The organism is Alteromonas sp. KUL42 (assembly GCF_006538325.1).
Taxonomy (GTDB): domain Bacteria; phylum Pseudomonadota; class Gammaproteobacteria; order Enterobacterales; family Alteromonadaceae; genus Alteromonas.
The window spans coordinates 1-23125 of sequence record NZ_BJKK01000007.1; the positions used below are offsets into that span (position 1 = coordinate 1).

Annotated in this window: 22 protein-coding genes; 16 read left to right on the forward strand and 6 right to left on the reverse strand. The window is 39.8% G+C overall.

Going from position 1 to position 23125, the window contains the following annotated elements; all coding sequences use genetic code 11:
- The 5 genes from parE to EYR97_RS11145 form a co-directional block, all read left to right on the forward strand.
- Positions 1–1662: DNA topoisomerase IV subunit B (parE, locus tag EYR97_RS11125; protein WP_131093891.1), on the forward strand; the 1662-nt coding region annotated here is incomplete at its 5' end.
- Between the two features lie 110 nt (positions 1663–1772).
- Positions 1773–2429, forward strand: a complete 657-nt coding sequence (locus tag EYR97_RS11130) for a TnsA endonuclease N-terminal domain-containing protein (RefSeq protein ID WP_131093892.1) — start codon at positions 1773–1775, stop codon at positions 2427–2429.
- Entirely contained in the window at positions 2422–4395 is a 1974-nt protein-coding gene (locus tag EYR97_RS11135; protein ID WP_131093893.1) for a Mu transposase C-terminal domain-containing protein, read from the forward strand. The genes EYR97_RS11130 and EYR97_RS11135 overlap by 8 nt, the downstream gene beginning before the upstream one ends.
- Entirely contained in the window at positions 4376–5407 is a 1032-nt protein-coding gene (locus tag EYR97_RS11140) for a TniB family NTP-binding protein (protein ID WP_165478030.1), read from the forward strand. The genes EYR97_RS11135 and EYR97_RS11140 overlap by 20 nt, the downstream gene beginning before the upstream one ends.
- Positions 5404–6444: a TniQ family protein gene (locus EYR97_RS11145; protein WP_131093895.1), complete on the forward strand. Its 1041-nt coding sequence runs from the start codon at positions 5404–5406 to the stop codon at positions 6442–6444. Before EYR97_RS11140 ends, EYR97_RS11145 begins: the two co-directional genes overlap by 4 nt.
- On the opposite strand, the gene EYR97_RS11150 is transcribed toward EYR97_RS11145, so the two are convergent.
- Genes EYR97_RS11150 through EYR97_RS11160 form a run of 3 tightly spaced genes read right to left on the reverse strand, consistent with a single transcriptional unit; the run spans position 6441 to position 9065 of the window.
- Positions 6441–6791 carry a hypothetical protein gene (locus tag EYR97_RS11150; protein WP_131093896.1) on the reverse strand — a complete coding sequence of 117 codons (351 nt, stop codon included), beginning with the start codon at positions 6789–6791 and terminating at the stop codon, positions 6441–6443. The genes EYR97_RS11145 and EYR97_RS11150 overlap by 4 nt on opposite strands.
- 14 nt (positions 6792–6805) lie before the next feature.
- Positions 6806–7339: a hypothetical protein gene (locus EYR97_RS11155; RefSeq protein ID WP_131093897.1), complete on the reverse strand. Its 534-nt coding sequence runs from the start codon at positions 7337–7339 to the stop codon at positions 6806–6808.
- On the reverse strand, positions 7332–9065 hold the full coding sequence (locus EYR97_RS11160) for a hypothetical protein (RefSeq protein ID WP_165478031.1): 1734 nt from the start codon (positions 9063–9065) through the stop codon (positions 7332–7334). The genes EYR97_RS11155 and EYR97_RS11160 overlap by 8 nt, the downstream gene beginning before the upstream one ends.
- Positions 9066–9279: 214 nt before the next feature.
- Between EYR97_RS11160 and EYR97_RS11165 the strand changes: the two genes are divergently transcribed.
- The 5 genes from EYR97_RS11165 (at position 9280) to EYR97_RS11185 (ending at position 14220) form a co-directional block, all read left to right on the forward strand.
- Positions 9280–10155: a WYL domain-containing protein gene (locus EYR97_RS11165; RefSeq protein WP_131093899.1), complete on the forward strand. Its 876-nt coding sequence runs from the start codon at positions 9280–9282 to the stop codon at positions 10153–10155.
- A gap of 115 nt (positions 10156–10270) precedes the next feature.
- Entirely contained in the window at positions 10271–11311 is a 1041-nt protein-coding gene (locus tag EYR97_RS11170) for a DNA adenine methylase (RefSeq protein ID WP_131093900.1), read from the forward strand.
- On the forward strand, positions 11304–11846 hold the full coding sequence (locus tag EYR97_RS11175) for a hypothetical protein (protein WP_131093901.1): 543 nt from the start codon (positions 11304–11306) through the stop codon (positions 11844–11846). The genes EYR97_RS11170 and EYR97_RS11175 overlap by 8 nt, the downstream gene beginning before the upstream one ends.
- A complete protein-coding gene (locus tag EYR97_RS11180; RefSeq protein WP_131093902.1) occupies positions 11834–12991 on the forward strand; it encodes an AAA family ATPase in 1158 nt (385 codons plus the stop codon). The genes EYR97_RS11175 and EYR97_RS11180 overlap by 13 nt, the downstream gene beginning before the upstream one ends.
- Positions 12988–14220 carry a 5-methylcytosine restriction system specificity protein McrC gene (locus EYR97_RS11185; RefSeq protein WP_131093903.1) on the forward strand — a complete coding sequence of 411 codons (1233 nt, stop codon included), beginning with the start codon at positions 12988–12990 and terminating at the stop codon, positions 14218–14220. Before EYR97_RS11180 ends, EYR97_RS11185 begins: the two co-directional genes overlap by 4 nt.
- Here EYR97_RS11185 and EYR97_RS11190 read toward each other — a convergent pair.
- Complete coding sequence (locus EYR97_RS11190) at positions 14174–15343, reverse strand: site-specific DNA-methyltransferase (protein ID WP_131093904.1); 1170 nt, start codon at positions 15341–15343, stop codon at positions 14174–14176. The two genes, EYR97_RS11185 and EYR97_RS11190, sit on opposite strands and share 47 nt — an antisense overlap.
- Before the next feature lie 397 nt (positions 15344–15740).
- Between EYR97_RS11190 and EYR97_RS11195 the strand changes: the two genes are divergently transcribed.
- From EYR97_RS11195 to EYR97_RS11205, 3 genes are all read left to right on the forward strand, one after another.
- Positions 15741–16703 (forward strand): nucleoid-associated protein, encoded by a 963-nt coding sequence (locus tag EYR97_RS11195; protein WP_165478032.1) that lies wholly within the window; start codon positions 15741–15743, stop codon positions 16701–16703.
- Positions 16704–16774: 71 nt separating this feature from the next.
- Positions 16775–17959 (forward strand): hypothetical protein, encoded by a 1185-nt coding sequence (locus EYR97_RS11200; RefSeq protein WP_131093906.1) that lies wholly within the window; start codon positions 16775–16777, stop codon positions 17957–17959.
- A 43-nt stretch (positions 17960–18002) separates the two neighbouring features.
- Positions 18003–18617, forward strand: coding sequence for a DUF6988 family protein (locus EYR97_RS11205; protein WP_131093907.1), 615 nt, complete (start codon positions 18003–18005; stop codon positions 18615–18617).
- Between the two features lie 29 nt (positions 18618–18646).
- On the opposite strand, the gene EYR97_RS11210 is transcribed toward EYR97_RS11205, so the two are convergent.
- Positions 18647–18949 carry a hypothetical protein gene (locus EYR97_RS11210; RefSeq protein ID WP_131093908.1) on the reverse strand — a complete coding sequence of 101 codons (303 nt, stop codon included), beginning with the start codon at positions 18947–18949 and terminating at the stop codon, positions 18647–18649.
- A gap of 74 nt (positions 18950–19023) precedes the next feature.
- Between EYR97_RS11210 and EYR97_RS11215 the strand changes: the two genes are divergently transcribed.
- The 3 genes from EYR97_RS11215 to EYR97_RS11225 are packed head-to-tail and all read left to right on the forward strand — an operon-like array spanning position 19024 to position 22228.
- Positions 19024–19944: an L-histidine N(alpha)-methyltransferase gene (locus tag EYR97_RS11215; RefSeq protein ID WP_131093909.1), complete on the forward strand. Its 921-nt coding sequence runs from the start codon at positions 19024–19026 to the stop codon at positions 19942–19944.
- Positions 19945–20832: a hypothetical protein gene (locus EYR97_RS11220; RefSeq protein WP_131093910.1), complete on the forward strand. Its 888-nt coding sequence runs from the start codon at positions 19945–19947 to the stop codon at positions 20830–20832.
- Positions 20822–22228, forward strand: a complete 1407-nt coding sequence (locus EYR97_RS11225) for a sodium:solute symporter family transporter (protein ID WP_165478033.1) — start codon at positions 20822–20824, stop codon at positions 22226–22228. The genes EYR97_RS11220 and EYR97_RS11225 overlap by 11 nt, the downstream gene beginning before the upstream one ends.
- Positions 22229–22404: 176 nt before the next feature.
- Here the strand turns inward: EYR97_RS11225 and EYR97_RS11230 are convergent, their stop codons facing one another.
- Positions 22405–22623 carry a hypothetical protein gene (locus EYR97_RS11230; protein ID WP_242634990.1) on the reverse strand — a complete coding sequence of 73 codons (219 nt, stop codon included), beginning with the start codon at positions 22621–22623 and terminating at the stop codon, positions 22405–22407.
- Positions 22624–23125 lie beyond the last annotated feature (502 nt).

The window sequence follows — 23125 nt, forward strand, 5'->3', positions numbered from 1 at the left end:
GAAGAAGGTATTTCTGGCGTCGAGCTTATCTTGTGTAAGCTGCATGCGGGTGGCAAGTTTTCAAATAAAAACTATGCGTTTTCAGGCGGCTTACACGGTGTAGGTATATCGGTTGTTAATGCCCTTTCCACACGCGTAGAAGTGACCATTCGCCGCGATAGCAATGTATATCAAATTGCATTTGAAAACGGTGATAAAGTCGAAGAGCTGCAAGTTATTGATACCTGCGGTAAGCGCAACACGGGAACGCGAGTTCATTTTTGGCCCGATCCTCAGTACTTTGATTCAGCAAAGTTCTCAGTTAGCCGTTTGATACACAACTTGCGTGCTAAAGCGGTACTTAGCCCAGGTTTACGCATACGGTTTGACAATAAAATCACCAAAGAAAGCCAAGAGTGGTATTACGAAGACGGGCTTAAAGATTATCTCTATCAAGCGGTTGAAGCTTTTGAGACGCTACCTTCAGATACGCCTTTTGTGGGTACATTCAGCGGCAATACAGAAGCGGCTGATTGGGCTGTGATGTGGCTACCTGAAGGGGGTGACCTAGTCACAGAAAGCTATGTGAACCTTATTCCTACTGCCCAAGGTGGTACTCACGTTAACGGCTTGCGCCAAGGCTTGCTAGAGTCAATGCGCGAATTCTGTGAATTCAGAAATTTAATGCCACGTGGGGTCAAGCTGTCTCCCGATGATATCTGGGACAGATGTGCGTATATCCTCTCGACCAAAATGCAAGACCCTCAGTTTGCTGGGCAAACCAAGGAGCGCTTGTCCTCACGTCAAGCCAGTGCGTTCGTATCGGGTATTGTTAAAGACGCATTTAGCCTATGGCTTAACCAACACACTGAAATTGCTGAAGCATTGGCGGAAATGTGTATTAACAACGCGCAGCGCCGTCTTCGTCAAACTAAAAAAGTGGCCCGTAAGAAAGTCACTCAAGGTCCCGCTTTACCAGGCAAGCTTACGGATTGTTCTTCACAAGACATTACCTACTCAGAGTTATTTTTAGTGGAAGGTGACTCAGCGGGTGGCTCTGCAAAGCAAGCGAGAGACAGAGAGTTTCAAGCCATCATGCCGCTACGCGGTAAAATTCTTAACAGCTGGGAAGTCGATTCGTCGCAGGTGTTAGCCTCCCAAGAAATTCATGATATATCCGTTGCACTGGGTATCGATCCCGATTCATCTGATTTGTCAGGCCTGCGCTACGGAAAAATTTGTATTTTGGCCGACGCTGACTCAGATGGATTACACATTGCTACCTTGCTATGTGCATTGTTTGTGCGTCACTTTAGAACCTTAGTAGATCAAGGCCACGTGTACGTTGCCATGCCGCCCTTGTTTAGAATTGATGTGGGCAAAGAGGTGTACTACGCATTAGATGAAGGTGAAAAACAAGGGATTTTAGATCGCATTGAAGCTGAGAAAAAACGAGGCAAAGTGAATGTTCAACGCTTTAAAGGTCTCGGTGAAATGAACCCACTGCAACTGCGTGAAACGACCATGGACCCGAATACTCGTCGTTTAGTGCAGCTTACTATTGAAGATGCCGAAGAAATGATGGAGCTAATGGACATGCTATTGGCCAAAAAGCGCTCTGGCGATAGAAAAACATGGCTAGAAAGCAAAGGTAATATGGCGGAAGTGGCGCTAGTTGGTTAGTCATTAAAGCAATTAATGACAAATTTAAAGTTTAGTTTGACAAATTTAAAGAATGGTTTGACAAATTGATGTGTGTGACCAAAGCTGAGAGATAGTCAGTGGAGGTCGCAATGTCGAATTTACGTGGTGAGCAACGTCGTGATTTAGGTGCTGTTTTCGGGAAGTCCATAGGGGTATTTCCGAAAAAGAAGCATAAAAATCCTGGAACTCTACTTGTTGAGGGTAGTTTAGAGACTGAGTATTGTTATCACCTAGAGTTTGATAAAAACGTTATTGAATATGAATCTCAGCCATTGGGATTCCATTATTATTTCGATAACAAACGCAGGTTCTATACTCCCGATTTCCTCGTTACATACGTTGATGGTCATCAGACTTATGTGGAAATAAAGTATTTAGAAGATATCGAGGGCAATGCTGATTTCGAAAGAGATTTTCCTCTTTGGCAAAATCAGGCTGAAGCTCTTGGTATCCCACTCGTTAAAATTACAGATAAGTTCATCAGGAAAGAGCCGTTTTTTTCGAATATTCGGCATCTCCGTAGGGCTAGTATCTACCCCAAACTATCAAGCCAATTCAAATTGAGGGCGCTGGAAATCATTCGAATGAATGGTGGTGAATTGTATGCGTCAGAATTGATGGAGCATACGGAAGTCTCTGATATCGGTGTTGTTTATCAGTTAATTGCCGAAGAATTGTCACTTGTAAACTTGCATAAAGAAGCCCTGGGGCCAGATGTTCTATTAAAGTGGGGGACTAATGATTAGTGAGTTAGTGGCTGGCGCAGAATTAATCATTGATGGCAATAAGTTCCGAGTAACGTCTATTGTCGCAGGGCAAGTTCACTTAATGGATTTAATAACTAAAGCTGAGCTAACTTACAAAAAGCGCGATATTGAAACGCTAATATTCAAAGACGAAGCTAAGTTTTCTTACGATGATCCAAAGCTCAGACGAATCACTGCTACCACGGCTGGAGATTTTTCGAGCCTGTCAGATAAGGATAAGAATATAGTGCGCGAGCGGCTGGCGTACATCGAGGCTGTGTTGGATGCAGGCATTAGAGGTTTGACGCAAAAGAACCTCGATCCTCTAATCGAAGAGGTCTCAGCAAAACTCAAAGGGAAGCGTCCCAATTGGCGAACCTTAAAGCGATGGAAAGACCTACATACGCAATACGGAAATGCCGGTCTTATTCCAAATTACGGAAAAAGAGGAAACAGGAAGTCGAGGGTTAATACGAAGCTTGATGAGCTCATTGATAAATCACTTGATGAACTCAAAAGAAAAGAAAAAATATCTTTCATCGAGGCGTACAAGACTTTCAAGGATTCAGTTGTTTTAACAAATCGTGAGTTGCAGGACAGTGAAAAGTTAAAGCCGATAAGTTATGTCGCATACTTGGCAAGAGCCAGAAAGCTAAATGCATATGAAGTTGCTGTCGGGCAATATGGTAAGAAGGTAGCCAATAAACTGTATCGAGAGAACAAGGAAAACAGGGTAAAGAGGTCAGTCAAATACATCCTCGATAGAGCAGAAATCGACCATACGAAATTAGATTTATTTATTTTTGACCACAGTACAGGATTACCTTTAGGTCGACCTTGGATAACTTCGGTCTTAGATATGAAGTCTAAAAGTGTTCTTGGGGTTTACGTTGGCTTTGAACCACCGAGTTTTGTCAGCGTGGGTAGGGCCATAAAGAGCGCGATTTCTGATAAATCAGAACTATTGAGTAGGTACGAAAGTGTAAAGAATGAATGGCTCTGTAGAGGAGTGTTTCATGTAATTGCCGTAGACCGCGGAAAAGAGTTCATGAGTCAATTGTTAGAAGAGGCGTTATTCGAGCTCTCTATCGTGATTGATAGAAATCCGGTCCTGAAACCTTGGTACAAAGGATCCATCGAGTCACACTTCAATTCAGTAAACAGGAAATTATTGTCTGGCTTACCGGGTAAAGTATTTTCGACTTTAGTTGACAAGAGAGAATATGACCCAGCAAAAAATGGGTGTATCTCGTTCAAAGCATTTTTGAATATTTTATACTTGTGGATAGTTGACGATTACCAAGTCAATAAAAACTCATCATACAATGTGCCTAACTTGATATGGCGACAGGATGAGCCTTCAGTGGATACACGCCCCATATCGAATCAGAAGCTTGAACTGGTATTTGCGGAAAATAAAACCCCAAAGAATTCTGAAAAGGGTATCCGAATTAACCATATTCAATATGACAACAGAGAATTACGTAACCTCAGGGTTCGTGATGGTTTTGGCAAAGTTAAGGTCAAATATAATAGAGAGGATATCGACTTCATTTGGGTCTGGGATTCTCATAGCGAGTCGTATTTTAAAGTCTATTCTTTGACCCCCAACTACACGCGAGGCCTGAGTCTGTACCAACATCAGACGATTCTGAAGTACCACCGTAAGTTCGTTGACGAAAATATTGATACAGAAGCATTGGTAGACACGCGGCAAGCGATAAAAAACATCGTTCTTGAAGAGCTTGCGAATCGGAAAAGGCAGAAAAGATCAGCAACAATGGCAAAAGCCTCTAGATACGGGAATGTTTCCAGTCACTCAGGAGGAGAAAAGTCTCTGCATGAGTCAATGCAAAATCATGCAAAAAATATTGATGACATAGCTACCATTGATACAAAAAAACTTGAAGAAGACCTTTTGAAACCAATTGATGACGATGATATCGATGAATTTGACTTTAGCTAAAAACCCCAAATATGAACCGGAATCTTGTAGAGAAAAGCGGAGTATTCAGGTTGGACAAGTGTTTGTGCCCTCAGAGTTTTTGCAAGAGATTATAAATGACATTAAGCAGTCTAGGTTCTTAGCAAAAGAGGTCGGATATGACGAACAGCCGGACTCGATACTCATTGTCGGAGAAAGTGGTGTTGGCAAAACAGAGCTGTTAAAGCGTTATGTTAGCCAATTTCCTCGGTATGTTAGGACAAATCAGGACGGTATCCCATGTGATATAGTCCCTATCGTTTCTGTCAGCCTGCCTGATGATGCCTCTGGAAGGGCTGCTCCAGTCGAAATTTTAAAAGCTTTAGGCGGTGAAGCTGACAAGCCAAAAGGTACGAGAGCTGAACTTAATCGAAGGTTTTGTAACAGAGCGAAAGATTCGAAAGTTGAGTTGATCGTCATTGATGAATTTCATCATGCGTTTTCAAATATCACGTCGGTCCAGCTTAAAAATGCAGCTGATTGGATAAAAAACCTAATAAACAAAACGGGAATCCCAGTGGTATTAATGGGGTTGCCTATTTGTCTTGAAATACTTCAGCGACATCCAGAATTGAGGAATCGATTTTCCATTGTCCATCAAATTGAACGATTTTCGTTAGCGGATATAAAAAAATGGCGAGTATTCTTAAAGAAACTTGATCAAAGCCTAGGCTTTAAATATCTAACTGGACTAGATGAGCCGGACTTGGCACTGAGACTTTTAGCTCTATCGGGGGGATTGTTAACAGTGCTAATGAAAAAAGTAATTCGCCCTGCCGCTCGGATGGCAATTGATAATGGAGAGGAATATATTTCAATTGAAAACATGCTCTCGGTATCTTGTAAAAGATTGAATATGCAAATGCGTGACAACCCCCTTTCCAAAGAGCACTTTAGTCAAGAAGATGTTCTAGCTCGCATATACGGAAACGAAAAGGAGTTGAAGAAGCGCTGGACTCCCACAAGCAATAAGATTGGTGATGTTTTCAATTGATTGACCAAAAATTACTGTGTCGTCCTACCCCAGAGGTAGATGAGTCCTTTCAAAGTTATGTTGAAAGGTTAGCATTTTACAACCATGTGAAACCGCAAGACCTCTTATTATTTTCGCAGGCAAAACTGAAGTATCCCGCCACTAGTAGGGAGCAGAAACTTTCAATACTTACATTATTGTCTGAATTAACAGAATATTCAGAATCTGAGGATCTTTTTGATATCCGATTAGTCCCAAAAGAATACAAAACCCTGTTTGATTTTGACTTTAAGAAAGTCTGCCAAAAATGCTTGTATGATCGTGCTTATTTCAGAGATATTTGGAGTTTGAAAAATTACGTTGTTTGCGCTGAACATCGAACTCCTCTATCAAGTCACTGCCTCAGCTGTGGAAAAATGTTCAGTTTTGAGTCGGCTTTTCTGAAAAAGTGTGATGGTTGTAATAGCCACTTTAGAGGCACAAGTAATGCGCAGTCTGTTTATGACCCAATATCAGAATACATTTTTAAAGTGTTTGACGGCAGTGATTCAGCACTCAAAGAAATTACGAAAAAAATTAAGCAACTTCAGCCGTATATTAGGCTAATTAATAACGGACGATTTGAGAATATCGAATCATTGAGAAAAGGTAATTTGACCGGTTTCGCTCGTTTGCAAGCTAGCAGCGCTGAATTGATGCTTGATAATGATAAATCGGTCGAAGCTTTCTCAAAATACTTAGCTTCTAAAGTCAATAAAAACGAATGGTCAAAAGCCTTAAACGGTTTTCGTGATGTTACCTCTAATCCGAGCGAATATGAATTTGCTGATGTAATGAAAAGAACGATATTAGAGCGAACTGGAGACATCGGAGACGGGGCAATAAGCTACGACTTGCTTGCGAAGATTTGGAAGTTAGACGCAAGTAAACTGACTCTTGCAATTCAAGAGTCAGTTCCGGACGAAGTGCTTATTAAGACAGGACGACACAAAATTAGATGTTCCGATTTTACAAATTATTGGGAACATATATTGGCTGCATATTCGGATCTAGGCTAGTCAGAGCAATCCAATAAATAAGTCACGTAAATACCACTGTATCCACTAGTATGAAAGTAGAGTTTCTGCCAAGGTGAAAGCGTCACTGAGTGACCTAATATCGAAACAATGTCGACGACAGGTAACTCTGTACAATCCAAATCAGCTGAACGCAGCAAACACACCCGGCTTGGTCCATCCTCCAGCTCGATACTCCAATCTTCATTGGGTTCTACCGAGATGCAGGTCTTAACAATTTGATAAGGTCCTGCGAACCCGTACCAACATTGAAGTTCGTTGGGGTTTACCAGCACACATTCATGGCTATTTCGCCCAGATTTTGAGGGGCAGGGAATTAGAGATTGCATAGCAGCTTCTCCTTTTAGTTTAGGTTTAACGATGAAGTCATGCCCTTTAAGCCAACATTGGCAAACTGGACAACTGGGGAGTCTTGAAAGTTGAAGCCGAGACTCGGCCCTCTTTCTGCTACAAAACCGAAAATATCGATCATGGTAACGCTGGCGAACATATAGTCCGCTTCGTCCAAAAATGTTGAATCTGTATGGTTGTGCAGAATGGACTCAATGCCCAGGTACATGTACTCGTATGCATGCAATTCCGAGAGTACTCTTTGGGTTCGGGGTTGTTTCCCTGAAAGGCTTAGCCCAAGCAGCAAGCAACTGGGAATGCACCCAACATGTGCCAGGACTTGCAAGTAGGCCTGTTCTTCCGTGCGCATAGGCGATACGAAGCCGCGCTCACCTAAAAGCGAGTGAGGCAATATAAAGCGTTTGTGAGGTAACTTTTCCAGATTTTCATTGGCGCACAACTGTTCTATTTCAGACATAGTCTTTGCTGGTAGTAGGTCGCCTAACCAAAGCGCCTTACATTCCATTATTGAATCGAAGTTAGCCATGATTTTTTCCTTCTGAGACGTGAACGTGGCGGTAAATATTCAGTAGCGCACCATCAATTTTCGGCCCACTGATGCAGATCAAGTTGTCTCGCTTTCGGGGTTTCAAAACATACTTCGCCTTGAATGCGTTGATTGACTCGACGGTAATCAGGCAGATTTTTCGAGAGTGAGAAGGAAGCTTGATCATCTGACTATCTAAGTAATTCCTTTTCGCAAGGTCATACACAGCATTCAGGTTTACACCCAGTAATCGAGTCACTTGTTTTGGCATCAGGTAACCGAGGTGTGAAAAGTCTGGTTCATCGGTCACTAATGGATGGAACTGATTTAGTGAAAGTGGACGGTTTTTGTCAGGGTGGAAAGCAAATTTAACCTTTCCTGCCAGCATATCGGAAACGACCTCTGCCGTTGATTTACCCTTGAAATGGAGGCTGCGCATCGGCACATGGGGAAGTACGCTTTTGTTATTGATTATTCGGCAACCGCCTTTACTCAGTGCCAGAATAAAGCGACTGATATGCCGTGTATCGAAAAGCCAGTCTCGGTGTTCATCGTCCGGCTGTGCAATGGAAGGAAGCAGGCCTTCTTTGACCAGCTGTACAACACCCGAACTGCTGAGCTCCATTCTGTTGCATAAATCACTCAGATTAATGTAATGATGCTGTTCAGCAGCAAATTTCAATACATTTGATTTACTCAGAAGCCTTACACCACTTTGTGTTTCACTGACATCGCCGAGCAATCCAAGCTTTATGAGTCGTTCAAGCCCTTTCTCACGAAGCCCCAATAACTGCATGGCCTGTTTGCAGGACATATTCTGTATACATTCGCTGGGTAGTAGCTTGTGATTCGGGCTCCATAAAGGCGTTGTGGAATCTGATCTCTGAACGAACGTCTCAAATGCCTTTTGCAAACATGAGTAGGCATAGGTATTGCGGTACGGACCAGCATACAGTTCGTCATAAATATCGCGAAAGACGGCTCTCAATCCATGGCCATTATTTGTTTCAATACCCGCAGTTTCACGGTGAAGAAACAATGGGAAGATCGAAGTCGGCCAAGTATGGAGTAATGAAAACGCATGTTCCCAGGCATCTATTGGGGCGTACCGCGGTCTGCTGCTACCCGATATTCTGGGATCAAACTTCACAATAAATCGCAACAACAGCAGCAGGTCAAACAGTGTCAATAAATGTATTGGTTGTGGTAGTCCGGTATCCGGCACTCCACTTGAAAGTCTGACGATGAGTAAACTCAATTCTATGGCATCGTCTGATGCCATAGAACAATCATCAGGCTCTTCGACCAGCTTCGACCATATATCTTGCTCACCCCAACTAAGTAGCTTGCCATCGTGCCAACAGTTGGTCAGTTTGCCCCCGTGCTTCGGACAAACAGTCATAGGCACCATTGCGCTGCTAAACGGAATGTACCCCATTTCTTCGAAACACTGGCGACACAGCTTAGGATGAGAAAAATCCAGCATATCGGTCGGAAACTCTTGGTTAAAAGCCTGTGTTTTTGCCGCCGCGATATTAACCGCATTGTCCTCAAGCAAGCTAACGTCGAGCTGTAAATTGTGAGCGAGCACATCAACGTCGAACGCACCAGTTACCAGCTTTCTGTGCGCAATTCTGCAATTTAGGGTTTCAAGTTCGCAGGAGAACAACAGGTCCTGCAAACACCGCATATGGTTTAGCCAACTTACCCGCATCATAAATGCCAATAAGTGCTCGTTTCGCTTTGGAAAGGGTCTAATCAAAAATCTCATCATTACCGCCTTTTACATCGTCTCTCGTAGACAGTTTAGACCGATTTTAAAAAGATCGTATTAAAATGATAGGATTAAATTAATATTATCTAATTGATAGGATTAAATTGATAGCCAGGCGGGATTGCAGTAAGGTAGAGAAAATTACAACAAAAATGTGAAATTCAGGGTGAGTAATCAAACTGGTGATCTGCTTAATATTCAGTACGCACAGCGAGAAAGGCTGGCGTTCATAGACTATTGCCTGGAGTATGTCGGTAAGGTAAGTCGCACAACTCTCGTTGCTCATTTTGACGTGGGTGTGGCAAGTTGTTCGCGCGACTTCAAGCTGTACACCTCACTTGCGCCAAACAATGTAACTTTCACCCATCGTGATAAATTTTATTACCGAACTGAAGAATTCACGCCGCTATTTAAGCACGAGCCTTCTGTAGTGCTAAAAAGCCTCTCTGAAGGGTTTGGTGATGGGTTTGTTAACCCCAGAGTGCAAATTGATTGGATCTTTGATGCGCCTGCATTGATGCTGCCAAAACCTGAATTAGTAGGGACTATCACACGCGCTATCGCCTCTGGTTCTGCTATTACAATCTGTTATCACTCAATCAGTTCCGGCGAAAGTGAACGCACCATTGTACCGCATGCCATTGTGAATAACGGGCAACGATGGCATGTCAGAGCGTTTGATCTCCAATCTCAATCTTTCAGAGACTTTGTGTGTACCCGCATCGAGCATGTTTCATCTTCAGATCACGTTATTGACGAGGCACAAACAGCCAGCGCTGATGATCAATGGCAGAAGCAAGTCAGCCTTGAACTTGTGCCACATCCAAAGTTAAAGCACAGAAAATCCATCGAATTAGATTTTGGGATGCAGGAAGGAATACGCGTAATTGAAACACGTGCTGCGCTTGCTGGATATCTTCTGCGTTACTGGAATGTGGATTGTTCAGACGATGCCCGTCTGCCTCCAGATAAAAATCAATTGTGGCTGAAAAACGCTGAAGTTAAATCGGCCATAGAAAACATTGGAGTCGCTTTAGGGTAGAGGTATTGAAATAATATGACTAAGAGAGTTTTGTCAGTTTGTTGTAAAAAGTATCTATGAGACCATGTGTAGCTCTCATAAAGGCATTTGATTTTGATAATAAATAAGTAGTGTTATGTCGTACAGGTATCTAGGAAATAAAAGCCGTATCTCGGACTGGATTGTCCAGAATATTTCAAGTCGGTTAGCCGAAGGTTCTTCTATTGTTGACCCTATGTGTGGCACAGGTGCAATGTCTGAAGCACTCGCGACAAAAGGATATTCGGTGACTGCTGGGGATATACTTTCATTTCCGGTGTTGCATGCTAAGGCAAGATTACTGCCTTTAACTGATTCACATTTTGAGGGGGTAGGTGGCTCATACGAACATGCGATAAGAGCGTTGAATGACGTTGAGCCCATTAAAGGTTTTTTTTGGGAAGAATATAGTGCTGATGGAAGTCCGAGAAATGGAAGTAAGCCTAGAAAATATTTCACTGGTGAAAATGCCGCGAAAATTGATGGGATAAGGAAACAATTGCTTACATGGAAGGAACATGAAAGAAATATGGCGGCAGTTGATAGGCTTACGCATGACTTATTATTAGCAGTAAATAAAGTTGCCAACATATCTGGCACTTATGGGTACTATTGTGCAAAATTTGGCAAAAATAGCTTATCGCCTTTGAACTTGAATGCGTCGCGGACAAATAGTTTCGGTACCAAAATGAACGTAGTTCAAGGAGATGTACTGACTGTTTCCAAGGCTAATCCTGCTGATGCTTACTATTTAGACCCTCCATACACAAAAAGACAATATGGTGGTAACTACCACATACTTGAAACAATTGCATTGCATGACTTTCCTGAACCAGCAGGTGAAGGTGGATTGAGGGATTGGAAGCCAACCGCATCGGATTTTTGCTACAAGCGAAAGGCTAAACTTGCATTTGAAAATGTTATTAAAAACATAGATGCCAAGTATGTTTTCGTAAGTTACAGTGATGATGGTCAAGTCAGTAAAGAAGAACTAATTGAATTGCTTTCATCGATGGGTGAAGTTGCTTTACACGAGAGAAGTCTGGAACGTTATAGCAGCAACCCCAATGGAATTAAAAAAAGTCATGTAACTGAATATTTATTTGAGCTGAAAAAAAGGGAGTTTAACATTGCTTAAAATCAAAGAATTATGGTCGCTTAGGATAAAACCTTCAGACTTATACAATATAGAGCGTATACCCGCTGATAAACCGGAAAATGGGGGCGGACATACTTATATTCAAATTCCTAAAAGAAGGGTTGAAGATACTCTGGAATTCTTACGCTCTTCTTATCCTCCCAATGGTAAGCCCATCAAAGTTCAGGTGTTAGATTTAAAAAAAGCCATTGATAAGCAAGATGCTTTTGAGCTTGAGTTTAGTTCAAAGTCTTCGGGACGAATGAGGATAAATCGACAAAATCGAAATTCTCAGTCTAGGCTACCTGCTTGGGATGCATCTCGCGGCTTCCCAAAATTAGAACCTTATGAGGGCTCAGATGTAGCAGACGAGCTTTTAAAAAGTATAGGTCATGCTCATGTATTTTTAGTACGTGATGATCAAGAAAATTTGTGGGCAGGTTTTACAAAAGGAACACCCAGCAGCGCTGATTCTAAACAGCCATTCAGTGATATTTTGTGGGGAGAAAATGATGGTGGTTTATGGAAATCTTAGATAGTGTTTTAGAGTCTCTAAAAGAACAGAAGAACGTACTTATCTATGGCCCACCTGGGACCGGTAAAACGTACCTTTTATCTCAAATTATTTCGAACCTTTGTGGAACCAAAGATGTAACTCCGGTAATTACTCCGGGAGAAGATGAAGTGTTCGGGCTAGCTGAGGGTGGAGATTGGAAAGCTCAAATACCCAGTAACATTGAGGTTGAGTGGGTGACATTCCATCAATATTATTCATATGACGACTTTATATTGGGTAAACGGCCAATACCAAAAGACGGAGGTATGTTTCTGGAACCATACCTAGGAATATTGACCGACGGGGCGTTAAGAGTTTCTGTTGGTGAAAGTGAAGCTTACCTTTTAATAATAGACGAGATTAACAGAGCAAACACTAGCCAAGTTTTTGGTGAATTTATAACTTTTATGGAACCGGGTTACAGGGCGACAATAGACGGCAAAGAAAACTCAAATGCTTTGCCAGTTAGGTTTCCGGGCGTAATTTATGAAGATGATAGATCTGAACATCTGTTATCGTTACGTAATGGGAATCGCTATCAAATCCCATATAATTGGAAGTTTCCCGAAAACGTTTTCGTCGTTGCTACCATGAATTCTGTTGACAGAGCTGCATTGCCTCTTGATTCAGCGCTTACTCGACGCTTTTATCGAATCGAACTGCGATGTGATCTCAAAGTTCTTGCTGAGAACTTGGGGCTCACTGAGGAGCCATCAAGAGATACGGCTAGTTTGGATTCAATCGGGTATAAAGAATGTGCCTATTTTTTGCTTGAAAGGCTGAATACTATCATTTGTGCGGAAATTGGAAGTGATTTTGAATTAGGACACTTTTTGTTAAAGGACCTGTTTAGTGCTTCTTCTGATGAAGATGGTTGGAATTTATTAATTGATGCTTGGGACCATAAATTATTCCCTCAAATTATGGATAGATTTACTGGTAGAAATGAAGTCTTAAAGGATATTTTCAAGGTTTCAGAAGGATCAGTAACAGAGCTTGTTTTTAACGAAATCCATTATTCTTCAGCTGAGGGTGTTGAATCAGGTTCTTATATAAAAGCAAGTAGACTTAAGGACGTTGAAACAGACGGTGCAATCAACGTCATTAAGCAAATTAGTTTATGACAAAGTTAATTGAGTATGGCCCAGCCAAAATAGTTAGTATTGATGAAAAGACCGCACATGAAATAGAGTTGGCAGGCTACAAATGGAAAGCTATTTTGGGTCTCCAGAGAAACCCTCTTATCATCAATAGACTGCGAAAAAATACATATAAAGTAGAGGCGAAAGGTGTTGCGGGCTTTATAAGCTTCAATCAGGTCGGGTTTGAGATTATTCCCAAATTTTTGTCAGAGGATGAGATTGGTGCTGAATGGAAGATCTCGATGTGGAATTTTTTCTTGTATGGTTCAGGCTTAACTATATTTGGTAAATCTAACTCTTCGATAGAATCTTTCGATGGAATTGTCGATCTGCTTGCTTATGCATTTATCAATGAATTCAAAAAGTCTTATGTGCGAGGGTTTCCATTTGAATATCAAAGTGTAAGGCTATCTTCATCTTCAATAAAAGGAAGACTTGATTCCAAAAGGTTTTTTAAATTACTCCCAGTTACAGGAAAGGTAGATCAGATACAAAATCGCTTAAGTCAAAATACTAATGTGGCTTCTTTGCTGAAGTGGTCTTGTTTGCAAATGATGAACAATGTCAGTTCAGGTCAGCTACGCCAGCAATTATCTGATATCTCAAGTCAAATACCGTCAGAAAGCAATCGGAAGCCAAATTATTTAGATGTCTTTACAGCAAAGAGAAGCTGTCCTCACCTATCTTCTCTTATTGATATCGCAATGGTGATATTTGATGACAAAACTTTAAATTTTGGTAACTCAGAAATGAAGCTGCCAGGGTTTTTGTGGAATTCTCATTCACTTTTTGAAAAGGTGGTTTTCAGGCTTTTTAAGGAGTCATTTCAGCCTGAAGACATTACGATTGAAAAAAGTGCTCAACGTTTACTTCAACCAAATAATGGTCGATATCCCGTAAATACAATACCTGACCTTAGACTAGTGAAAAATGGTGAAACAAACTATCTGATAGATGCAAAGTATAAGATTCTGAAGAATCAGCCAAAAACTGAAGATGTATATCAAGTTCTGGCTGGTGGAAGAATAAATCGTATCAGAGAGGTGTGTCTTATATACCCAGGGAACGGGGTTGATAATACTCATAAGGAATACGATGTGATGACTGACTCTCACCCATCTAAAGTTCTGACCTATAAGCTTGATTTAAGTATGTTTTCATCCCTCAAAAATTTGAACGAGTTAAAGCGTAAAGTTTCACTAGTTTTTTAATCAACGCATGCTCGCAGAGTGTGACGAACCTTCGGCTTGATTGAGACTCTATACTTCGATTATTGGTTACGTATTTAATCCTTGGCAATGTAAATTCATAGAACGTCCTTTCTTCTTTTTCTGTTGTAAGCCAACGCCGGTTAAGCTTCTCTGCAACTGCGGCAGTGGTACCCGAACCGCCGTAAATATCTATTACATAGTCATTTTCATTGGTTGCTATCCGAATGGCACGCTTAACGAGCTCCTCTGGCTTCGGTGTTTCAAAAGGAGTCAGTTCAGGGAATATAGATTTGAGGTGCTTTTTGGCACTGTCGGCAGTCCCTACTTCTTCTCCAGACCACCAAGTATTGGGCACCAACCCTGCATCTACTTCACACAGAAATCTTTTCAGTCTTGGCATAGAATCCCCACTTCCAAAGTAGATTCTATTGTCGGCAATCATTTCATCCAGTCGGTCTTTCGTGTATCTCCATGCAGTGCCGGTGGCAGGTCGCACGATTCTGCCTGAGGGAAGCTGTAAATCATAGAACTGAGAGGCTCTTCTTCCTGGACCAGCCTTTGCGGTAAGATCTCCTGAGGTCCAAGGTCCTCTTGGATCATTGTCTTTGTTCTTATATCGGGAAAGTTGCTCCTCAGTTGGGGGAAGTTTATTACGCGTTTGTTTCCATAAGGCTTTATCCTTTGCATAAACAAGTATGTATTCGTGCGTCGCAGAAATTAGGGTTCTATTATCGCGACTAAGTGATTTCTGCCAAACAATCGATGCTACGAAGTTCTTCTCTCCGAAAATGCGATCCAATGTAATGCGCGCTCTTATCATTTCCGCATCATCAATGTGCATCCATAAGCTACCATCCTCGTGGAGGCAATCTCTTAACAACCGACAATGAGTCTCCAACGTATCAACCCACTTATCTCGGCACATACTATCATTGTAATGGTGAAACTTTGTTCTCCTATTGTAAGGCGGATCAATCAAAGCCATTTTGACTTTGTTGTTAGATTCCTTCAACACAGATAAAAGCTCTTGCCCATTGCCATGCATTGCAAGAGATAATTCTCCCTCAAATATCTTATTAACCTCATGGATATTTAGTGCTTTCATTTCATCTGATATTTTCATACTACTTATCGACCTTACATGAGGGGTTCATTTGTATCTAGCCATTGTGGACGGGGACGGAGTTTAACATACGGTATTTTTTTATTCGTTAAAACTGTACTTCAATCGAGTTTAGGGAAAGGTTTTCTTGAAGGGTCAGTGTTTGAGTAGTAACTTATAAAAAATTGTCAATAAATGCTTAAATAGCGTTATAATTTTGTCATTATATGCTTAATTATTTTATGCGGATTTATGAAAGCCTTGTCATTCAATGAATGTTTACAAGTAAATTTGTCAACTTATGCTTTAATGACCATTGGTTAAGTATAAGCTGTCAAAATCAAAAAAGATATTGTCAAAATAAAGCATAAGTTGACAATATCTTTTTTCTATCCTTTAAAAATCTTTTCAATTCATCGTGCTCTGCTGTTATGGAACTAAAGATAATAATGCTATTTTTGGTACGTTTGCTTCTACTCAAGAAGAAAGAGGTTACTTTCCCGGAAAATTTGAAAAGTTTAGGGCAGGAAAGCAAGAAAAACTAGACTTCATCGAACTAACTAAAACCGCGATGAACTCTTTGCAGAATAAAGCACGAGATGTGAATTTTGCTTCTGGTGGTTATATCTTATTTGCATCTTACGTAAGTGATACTAAACCATTCTTGTTGGTTGCTATGATCAAACAGCGTGCGGGTATTCAATTAAATGAAAAGCTTGAACCTGTCGGTATCCAAGAATTAGATCTTAGCAAACTTCACAAAGCAGCAAGAATAAATGTTGAACGGTATTTGCAGCACGAAGAAGCAGAAGAAGAGGATAAAGATCAGTTTAGTTACTTAAGTTTTGTCAGCCCAAGAACAAATCAAAGTGCGTCAGGCTATTTTATTAAAGCATTAGGCTGTAGCGGAGGGGTTGCAGCTAGTCGCGCTACTGATTCTGCATGTAAAGAAACGGCAAAATTCTTTCGTAAGAACTCTGAGCTTAAAGCTAATGTAAAAGAATTAAAAGCTGATGTTTTATCATACTTAAGAGAATGCTATGACGAAAAGAGAGCCGCATCAATTAATGATTTAACTGGTATTGCAAGAAAACATCTTCCAGCAAATTATGGTGATGATAAAAGAAATGAAATGGAGAAGGAACTTGCTGAACATCTAAATAGTAAAGATGTGCAGGTTCCTAATGAGTTCAGGGTTCATCTAGCTACTATTAATAAACATGCAAAAATTAAACTTAAAACTGCTAACTGGCAGTTTCAGTTTGAAAAGCATGCGTTAGGCTCAACAGAAAACGCTGAAATTTGGTACGACAAAACAAATAATCGTTTGGTTATTAACAATCTAACGGAAGAAACTAAATCAGCTATTACAGATGATTAGCGATGGTAACCAAATCTAACAACATTAATAGTTCTTTACATTTAGTAGTCAGTCTATACAGGGCTGCGGGTTTGCCAATTATTTCGGATAACCGATTTGAAGCAGAGTTAAATGCGGATGAACAGCTAATATCTGTTATTGAAGAGAGCTTGTTGCTTAATAAATCTTTTGGAAGATTTGATGAATTATTAGTCGATGATTCTGAATTAAGCGACAATCAAAAAATTCAGGTAGGTCAAAACATACAATTTACTTGGGCACTTTCGACTAGTGGTTCTCTACCTTTTTATCAGAGCTTCGAACAGTTACTTAGCAGTAGAAAAACCATTTATAAGGGCGACTCACCAGAATGCTACTACATAGCAAATGCGGATCTGTTAGTAGAATCCGATACTAGTAATGTTATGGGGCAAAGGCTAAAGAGTATTTGTCAGTTAATAAAATTATTGTCTCAAGTCGCCCATTATCATGATAAAAAAAGTCAAGCTGATACATATCAGTTAGTTTTTGTTATTAATGATTCATCCAAAAACGGTTATCACCCTGTTGTTCTAGATACAAAATTTGAGCAATGTGACTTAGATGGTGAGGTACTTGATTTACGCACAATGGAGTATATAGTCCACGCAGAGCAACGCGCAGAATCTCATGCTCAAGAAAAAGCGAGTATGTTTAGACTGTGCCTCGCTGAAATAATTGAGTCAGCTCCCAAAGGTGAAAAAGCATTTAAGTACATGCTAAGTAATTGGGAAGAGCTACTAGCAAAATATAAACAGAATTTTGACGTGTATTTCAGTGGCTTTTCATTTAGCAAACTAAGAAATGAGCTGGCTAAAGCGGAAGTTGAAATTGCAAACTCACTTTCGAAAGTATTAAGTGATGTGACAGGTAAGTTATTTAGTATCCCATTGTCGTTTGCAGCACTACTTACAGTGAATAAATTGAAAACAATTGGAGAATCAGTTTTATTTGTCATGGGAACGCTATTGGTATCAATGATTATCAGTGGGTTGGTAAGAAGCCAGTTTCTTCTCAAGAGGAATATTGATTCAAGCCGAGACATGATATTTGGAGAGTTTGAACTAAAACGCGATGACTACCCTCAGCAGCTCAAAGACTGCTTGGATGAGGCTAAAACAACAATTGAAAATCAGTCTAAGCTACTAAACAGAACATTGCATAGAGCGAGAGTGTTAGGGTGGAGTATTAGTGTTATTGCAACTTGGATATTTGTCTTGCGGTTTTGGCCTTATTAATTGCTTAAAAGTTAATTGAAGTGGAAAGGTTGGTAAGAGTTAAATGGATGAGCTTTTAGAAAAGTCGGAAGGGTTAAGTAGTGAATTCAGCCGTATTTTTGAATATGGACCAATTGATGAAAGCAACCGAGTCATAGCAAGTTGGGTGATGTGTTCAGTAGCGCTGGAGCATAGCGCTAGTCTTCGACAATTAGTACTGAACGGTAATTATACTTCAGCAATTTGTATTATGCGGTCTCAATTTGAGGCATTAACTCGTGCTTTATGGCTATTTTATGCAGCTAGTAACCAAAAAGTTGATAACACAATGGCGCTGCTATCAGAACGTTCTCAAAATGCAGATCAAAAACCAAATAATAGTGAGATGATTACGAAGCTAGAGGGGAAAGCTCCAGAACAGGCCGTACAAATGCTAAAAGAGTTTAGGGATATTCAATGGAAAGCTTTGAACTCTTATGTTCATGGTGGAATACACGCTCTACAGCGTCATGGTACTGGTTATCCAGAAAAGTTAGTAAAGGATATAATAAAATCATCAAATGGATTGTTAACTATGACTGCAATGATGGCAGCTATACTAACTGGTAATAAACTAATAGTTCAGGATATTTCGAGAATACAGTTGAAACATAAAGATTGTTTACCTGTACTTTTGTAAACATGCGAATGTCATAATGGTGTTAGAGACTAATGAACCTTGCCAATGGATAAACCATTAAACATGCTAATCTGCTCTGGACTGAACCCCTGTCGAAGCAACTCAAAATCATGAAAATTAATGGAAGCTTGCTTACCTTCACCTAAGGTTTGGTAAAGGCTGCCACTGGTGGTTTTAACCAGTTTGGTGTGAGAGTTGAAATCTGTTATGCGTGAAGTACTAACATAATCACCAGCAGAAAAGCGGCAGGTCATATCATCAACACATATGCCCCACAATACTTCACCAATTTTACCTAATTCGCCAACAAGAAACTGTGGAGATTTTTGCAAGTAACTATTTGAAAGGTTGTGTAATTAATGTACAGTTGGTTTTATGGATTGGGATAAAACAACTAATAGTTAAAATGGATATTAAATTAGAAATTAGGAATAACCTGTTTAAGCAAATAGAGCGAGCTAAATCTAACGTTATAAAATTATCTTTGCCGCATTATTTGTACCAGACAACAGAACAAGCTAAGGCTTATGAGTTGGCTACTTATGGAAGTAAGCAATATCACGATAGCCTCGATCTACCAATCTTAAATCTTATTGAAGAGAATATTAATTTACTCTGCGACTCTCTACCTCAAAATATTCAATTCATTGACCTCGGCCCCGGATATCCTAGCAAATCTTTCAGAATCCTAGACGAACTGCAATTTAAGGGATTAAATATTACTTATTTCCCGGTTGACGTATCTGAGTTTTTTTTAAAAAGAGCAACAACAGCAGTAACCAGTAGAGGGATACATTGCAATCAAATTCACGAGAAGTTTGAAAACCTAGCTGAGGTGCTAGATCGAAAATTGTTTCGTGATGATGGAGCTAGATATATTTTTTTGGGCCTTACATTCAATAACTTTCAACCCGAATATATTAGTAAAATTTTATCTGGTTTAGTAAATAAGGGAGATAGATGTGTCATATGTTGCCAATCGCCAGAGGGAATTAGTGAAGAGAAGCTAACTTCACCATACAAGACTCAGTCAGTGGACGATTTTTGTTTCTATCCGCTTAAGTTGTTAGGGTTAACTAGAAATTCTTTTGAATTCACTGTGGTATTTGAATCGGATGCGGTTCGAGTTAGATATCAAGCAAAACAAGCGGTACGGGTTCAGGACTTAGTGGTTGATAAGGGAACAATTATCGAAACCTCAGCATCTTACCGTTATTCATTACCTGATGTAGAGAAAGCTCTAGCTCCTTACTTTCAAATTGAGGGAGTATTTAGGTCTAAAGTTGAGAACCTCGCGCTATTGCAACTTGGATGTAAGGAGCTTTAAATGGAACTAATGATTGTAATAACAGTGACTTCAATTGCTTTGTCTATTGTCATAACTATAGTCACCTCTAAGTTCGCTGGTACAAAAAAAGACGAGTTCCAAAGAGCAGCCATATTAACGCTCTGTACTACAATTTTATTTAATATTTTATTTCAGCGATATGAAGTTGATAAGTTGGCTGAGCCTATTAATACTGCTGCAAAGGCTTTAAGTGAAGAAAAAATTAATTCGATTTTAGTAGCGTTTAAGGACTCTCAGGAAAAATTCGCTGATAAATCAAATGATGTAATGCTTAACGCTCTTAAGTTGCGGTTTAGCGAATTTGAAGAAGCTATTACAGAAGTCTCAAGAACTGGAGTGCTAGCAGTCAGATTGACTGACCTAGAACCAGTTGCACTTAATATTGTTCAGTCTGCAAATAATAGTATTAAAGCAACCAGTTATGTTGATTCTAGTGAATGGTGGAAAAAACCTTGGGGCAGAAGGTATTTCAACTTAAATGCTAGGGAAATACAAGACGGAGTAGAAATTGACAGAATATTTATTTTCGAAAATGAGGAAGCTTTAAAAAAGGATAACGACCTTTTAGTTTGTAATGCAATGATTGGAGTGAATGTGCATGTACTTCTATTATCTGATTTATCTAGGCCGCTGGGAGAGGATGTAATAATTGTTGATGAAAATGTTGTAGCTGGTCAGCTAGTCTTTAACCCTCATAAGTCTATTGTGGCGAGCAATTTCTCTGCTTCATTTGAGTTTATTAAAAAAAGGCATGATACCTATGAAACGGCTCTGTTTAATTCGACAGAGTATGAAATGCCTGAGAACCCTATTTGTCCTTATTACACAATGTCAAACTTCAACAAGGAAGAGAATAATGGCACTTGAACATATCGTATTTTTATTGACACTTTTACCTATTCCTATTCTCGTTTACCTCGCAAAAAGAAATACAGATGTTAGAGATGAGTTTGGCGGCAAGACTTACGGTCGGTTTGCTGTGGGTATAAGTGCTGCTGCTACTGGAAATAGCGGATTCATAATGACAGGCGCTGTCGGGCTGGGCTATGCCTATGGACTGCAATGGATTCTGCTTCCTCTATCGTGGCTAATTGGCGACCTAATTTTTTGGAAGTATGGCCCAAAGAAATTAAATGGCTATTGTTCGAAAAACAATCTTTCTAATGTTGTAGAAGTTATTTCAGGGAAAGGGGGAAAGCCATCGTCCTACCTTTTCATATTTACACTTATTTTTGTAATAACACTCTTAAGTGCATATATTTCCTCTCAATGGCTTGCCGGTGCGAAGATTATTACAGGTTTTGTAGATATAGAGCCTGAACTAGCAATTGTATTGTTTGGAGGGTTCGTCTCAGCGTATTGTATAGTGGGTAAATATAGAGGGTCTGTCTATACAGATCTCTATCAAGGATTATTGATGTTAATAGTAACCACCCTTTCTCTATATTTAGTTTTCTCTCTTGATAACACTATTCAAACAGGGCTGGATGATAGCTTTTATTCAATAACGGGTAGCATGTCAGCTATATCTGTATTGGTTTTTGTTTTTGGCTATTTGACCGCAAGCATTGGTTTTGGATTTGGTCAGTTACAAGTTACAAGTAGATACATAAGCGCGAAAGATCCTGTTGAAGCAGAAAATGCTAGGTGGATCTATATTTTGTTTCTACAGTATACATGGATTGGAATGACGTTATTCGGAGTTATCTTACGACAAAAGAGTTTTCAAGTAATTGATCCCGAAGCTGCGCTAATCCCTTTCTTTCATGAAAATGCTGGCGCTATCCTCACAGGAGTGGCTGTAGCGGGGATATTTGCTGCTATTGCTTCTACTGTAGATTCTATAATTATATCCATTACAAATTTAATAAAGTCAAAGTCTACGAGTTTTATCAAAAGCCATAAATTCGTTGAACCCTTAACTATTTTCAGTATCGCAATTGTTACAGTAGGTTTTTCGATACAATCCAACAGCTCTGTATTTTCTATTGCGTTGATTTCAATATCGATGATTGGAGGAGTGCTAGCGGGGCCTATTATAATTAGGCTTTATGACTTTAAACATACAGATTGGTCATTGTTCATTTCTATTGTTACTAGCTGCATAGGTTGTATTATGTGGAGAGTGAATGGCCTTTCGAGTATTATCAACGAGGCTGTTATCGGAATTGGTTTGTCATTTGTTGCTAATTATTTTGCTTATTTATCAATCGCAACGAAAAACGAAAATCAAGGTCCTAAGGGAGAAGTAGAAAAGGGTTAAGCTTTGTAAAAGTATTACTTTTATGAATTCATCGTTATTGGCAAAACCTTTAAGTAGTATTTTGTTTTTAGGTAATCTTAATCTTTTATAAAAAGTGCCAAACGTTTGAACGCATTAATTTGCTCTGGACAGAACCCTTGTCGCAGCAATTCAAAATCATGAAAGTCAATGAAAGCTTACTTCCCTTCACCTAAGATTTGGTAAAGGCTGCCACTGGTGGTTTTTACCAGCTTAGTGTAGGAGTTGAAATCTGTTATGCGTGAAGTACAAACATAATCACCAGCAGAAAAACGGCAGGTCATATCATCAACACATATGCCCCACAATACTTTACCAATTTTATGTTCGCCTTCAATGATTGTCACGACTTGCCAGTTTGAAAGAATGGTGTTCATTAGCTTATCTCCGCCAACGTATGAACACCAATGATAAGAAACAAAGATTTGAAAAGATAATCAAACCGTGGAAGTAATATCGTTTTTTGGAGGCTCTGGCAAATAACAACACTACAACGGGTAGGTTATGCTAGCAGGAGTATTTGGACAGCATTTGCTTTATTTTTTGTGTTTTGTGCCGTTTAATGGTTATGTCATCTAAACTAATGAAACGTGAAAGTAGCGTAGCTCTTGCTCTAGAGATGATGGATTTAGACAGCTTTTGGTTTATTTGGTAGGCGCTTTAGGTTCTCAAACTCACCCTCCATACCAAATATTGATAGGCGTAGGTAAGAGATCGCTTTTTAACCTACGCCTTCTAATAAGTAATTTTCAAACTATCAACACCCTACCTTTTCTCTTTTTCTTTCGTCCACACGGATTACTTTAATCTCAACAGCCCTCATTTTCAGACGTATTGAGCGTCTGAAATGGATTACCTATTTCAATAATCAAAAACGTA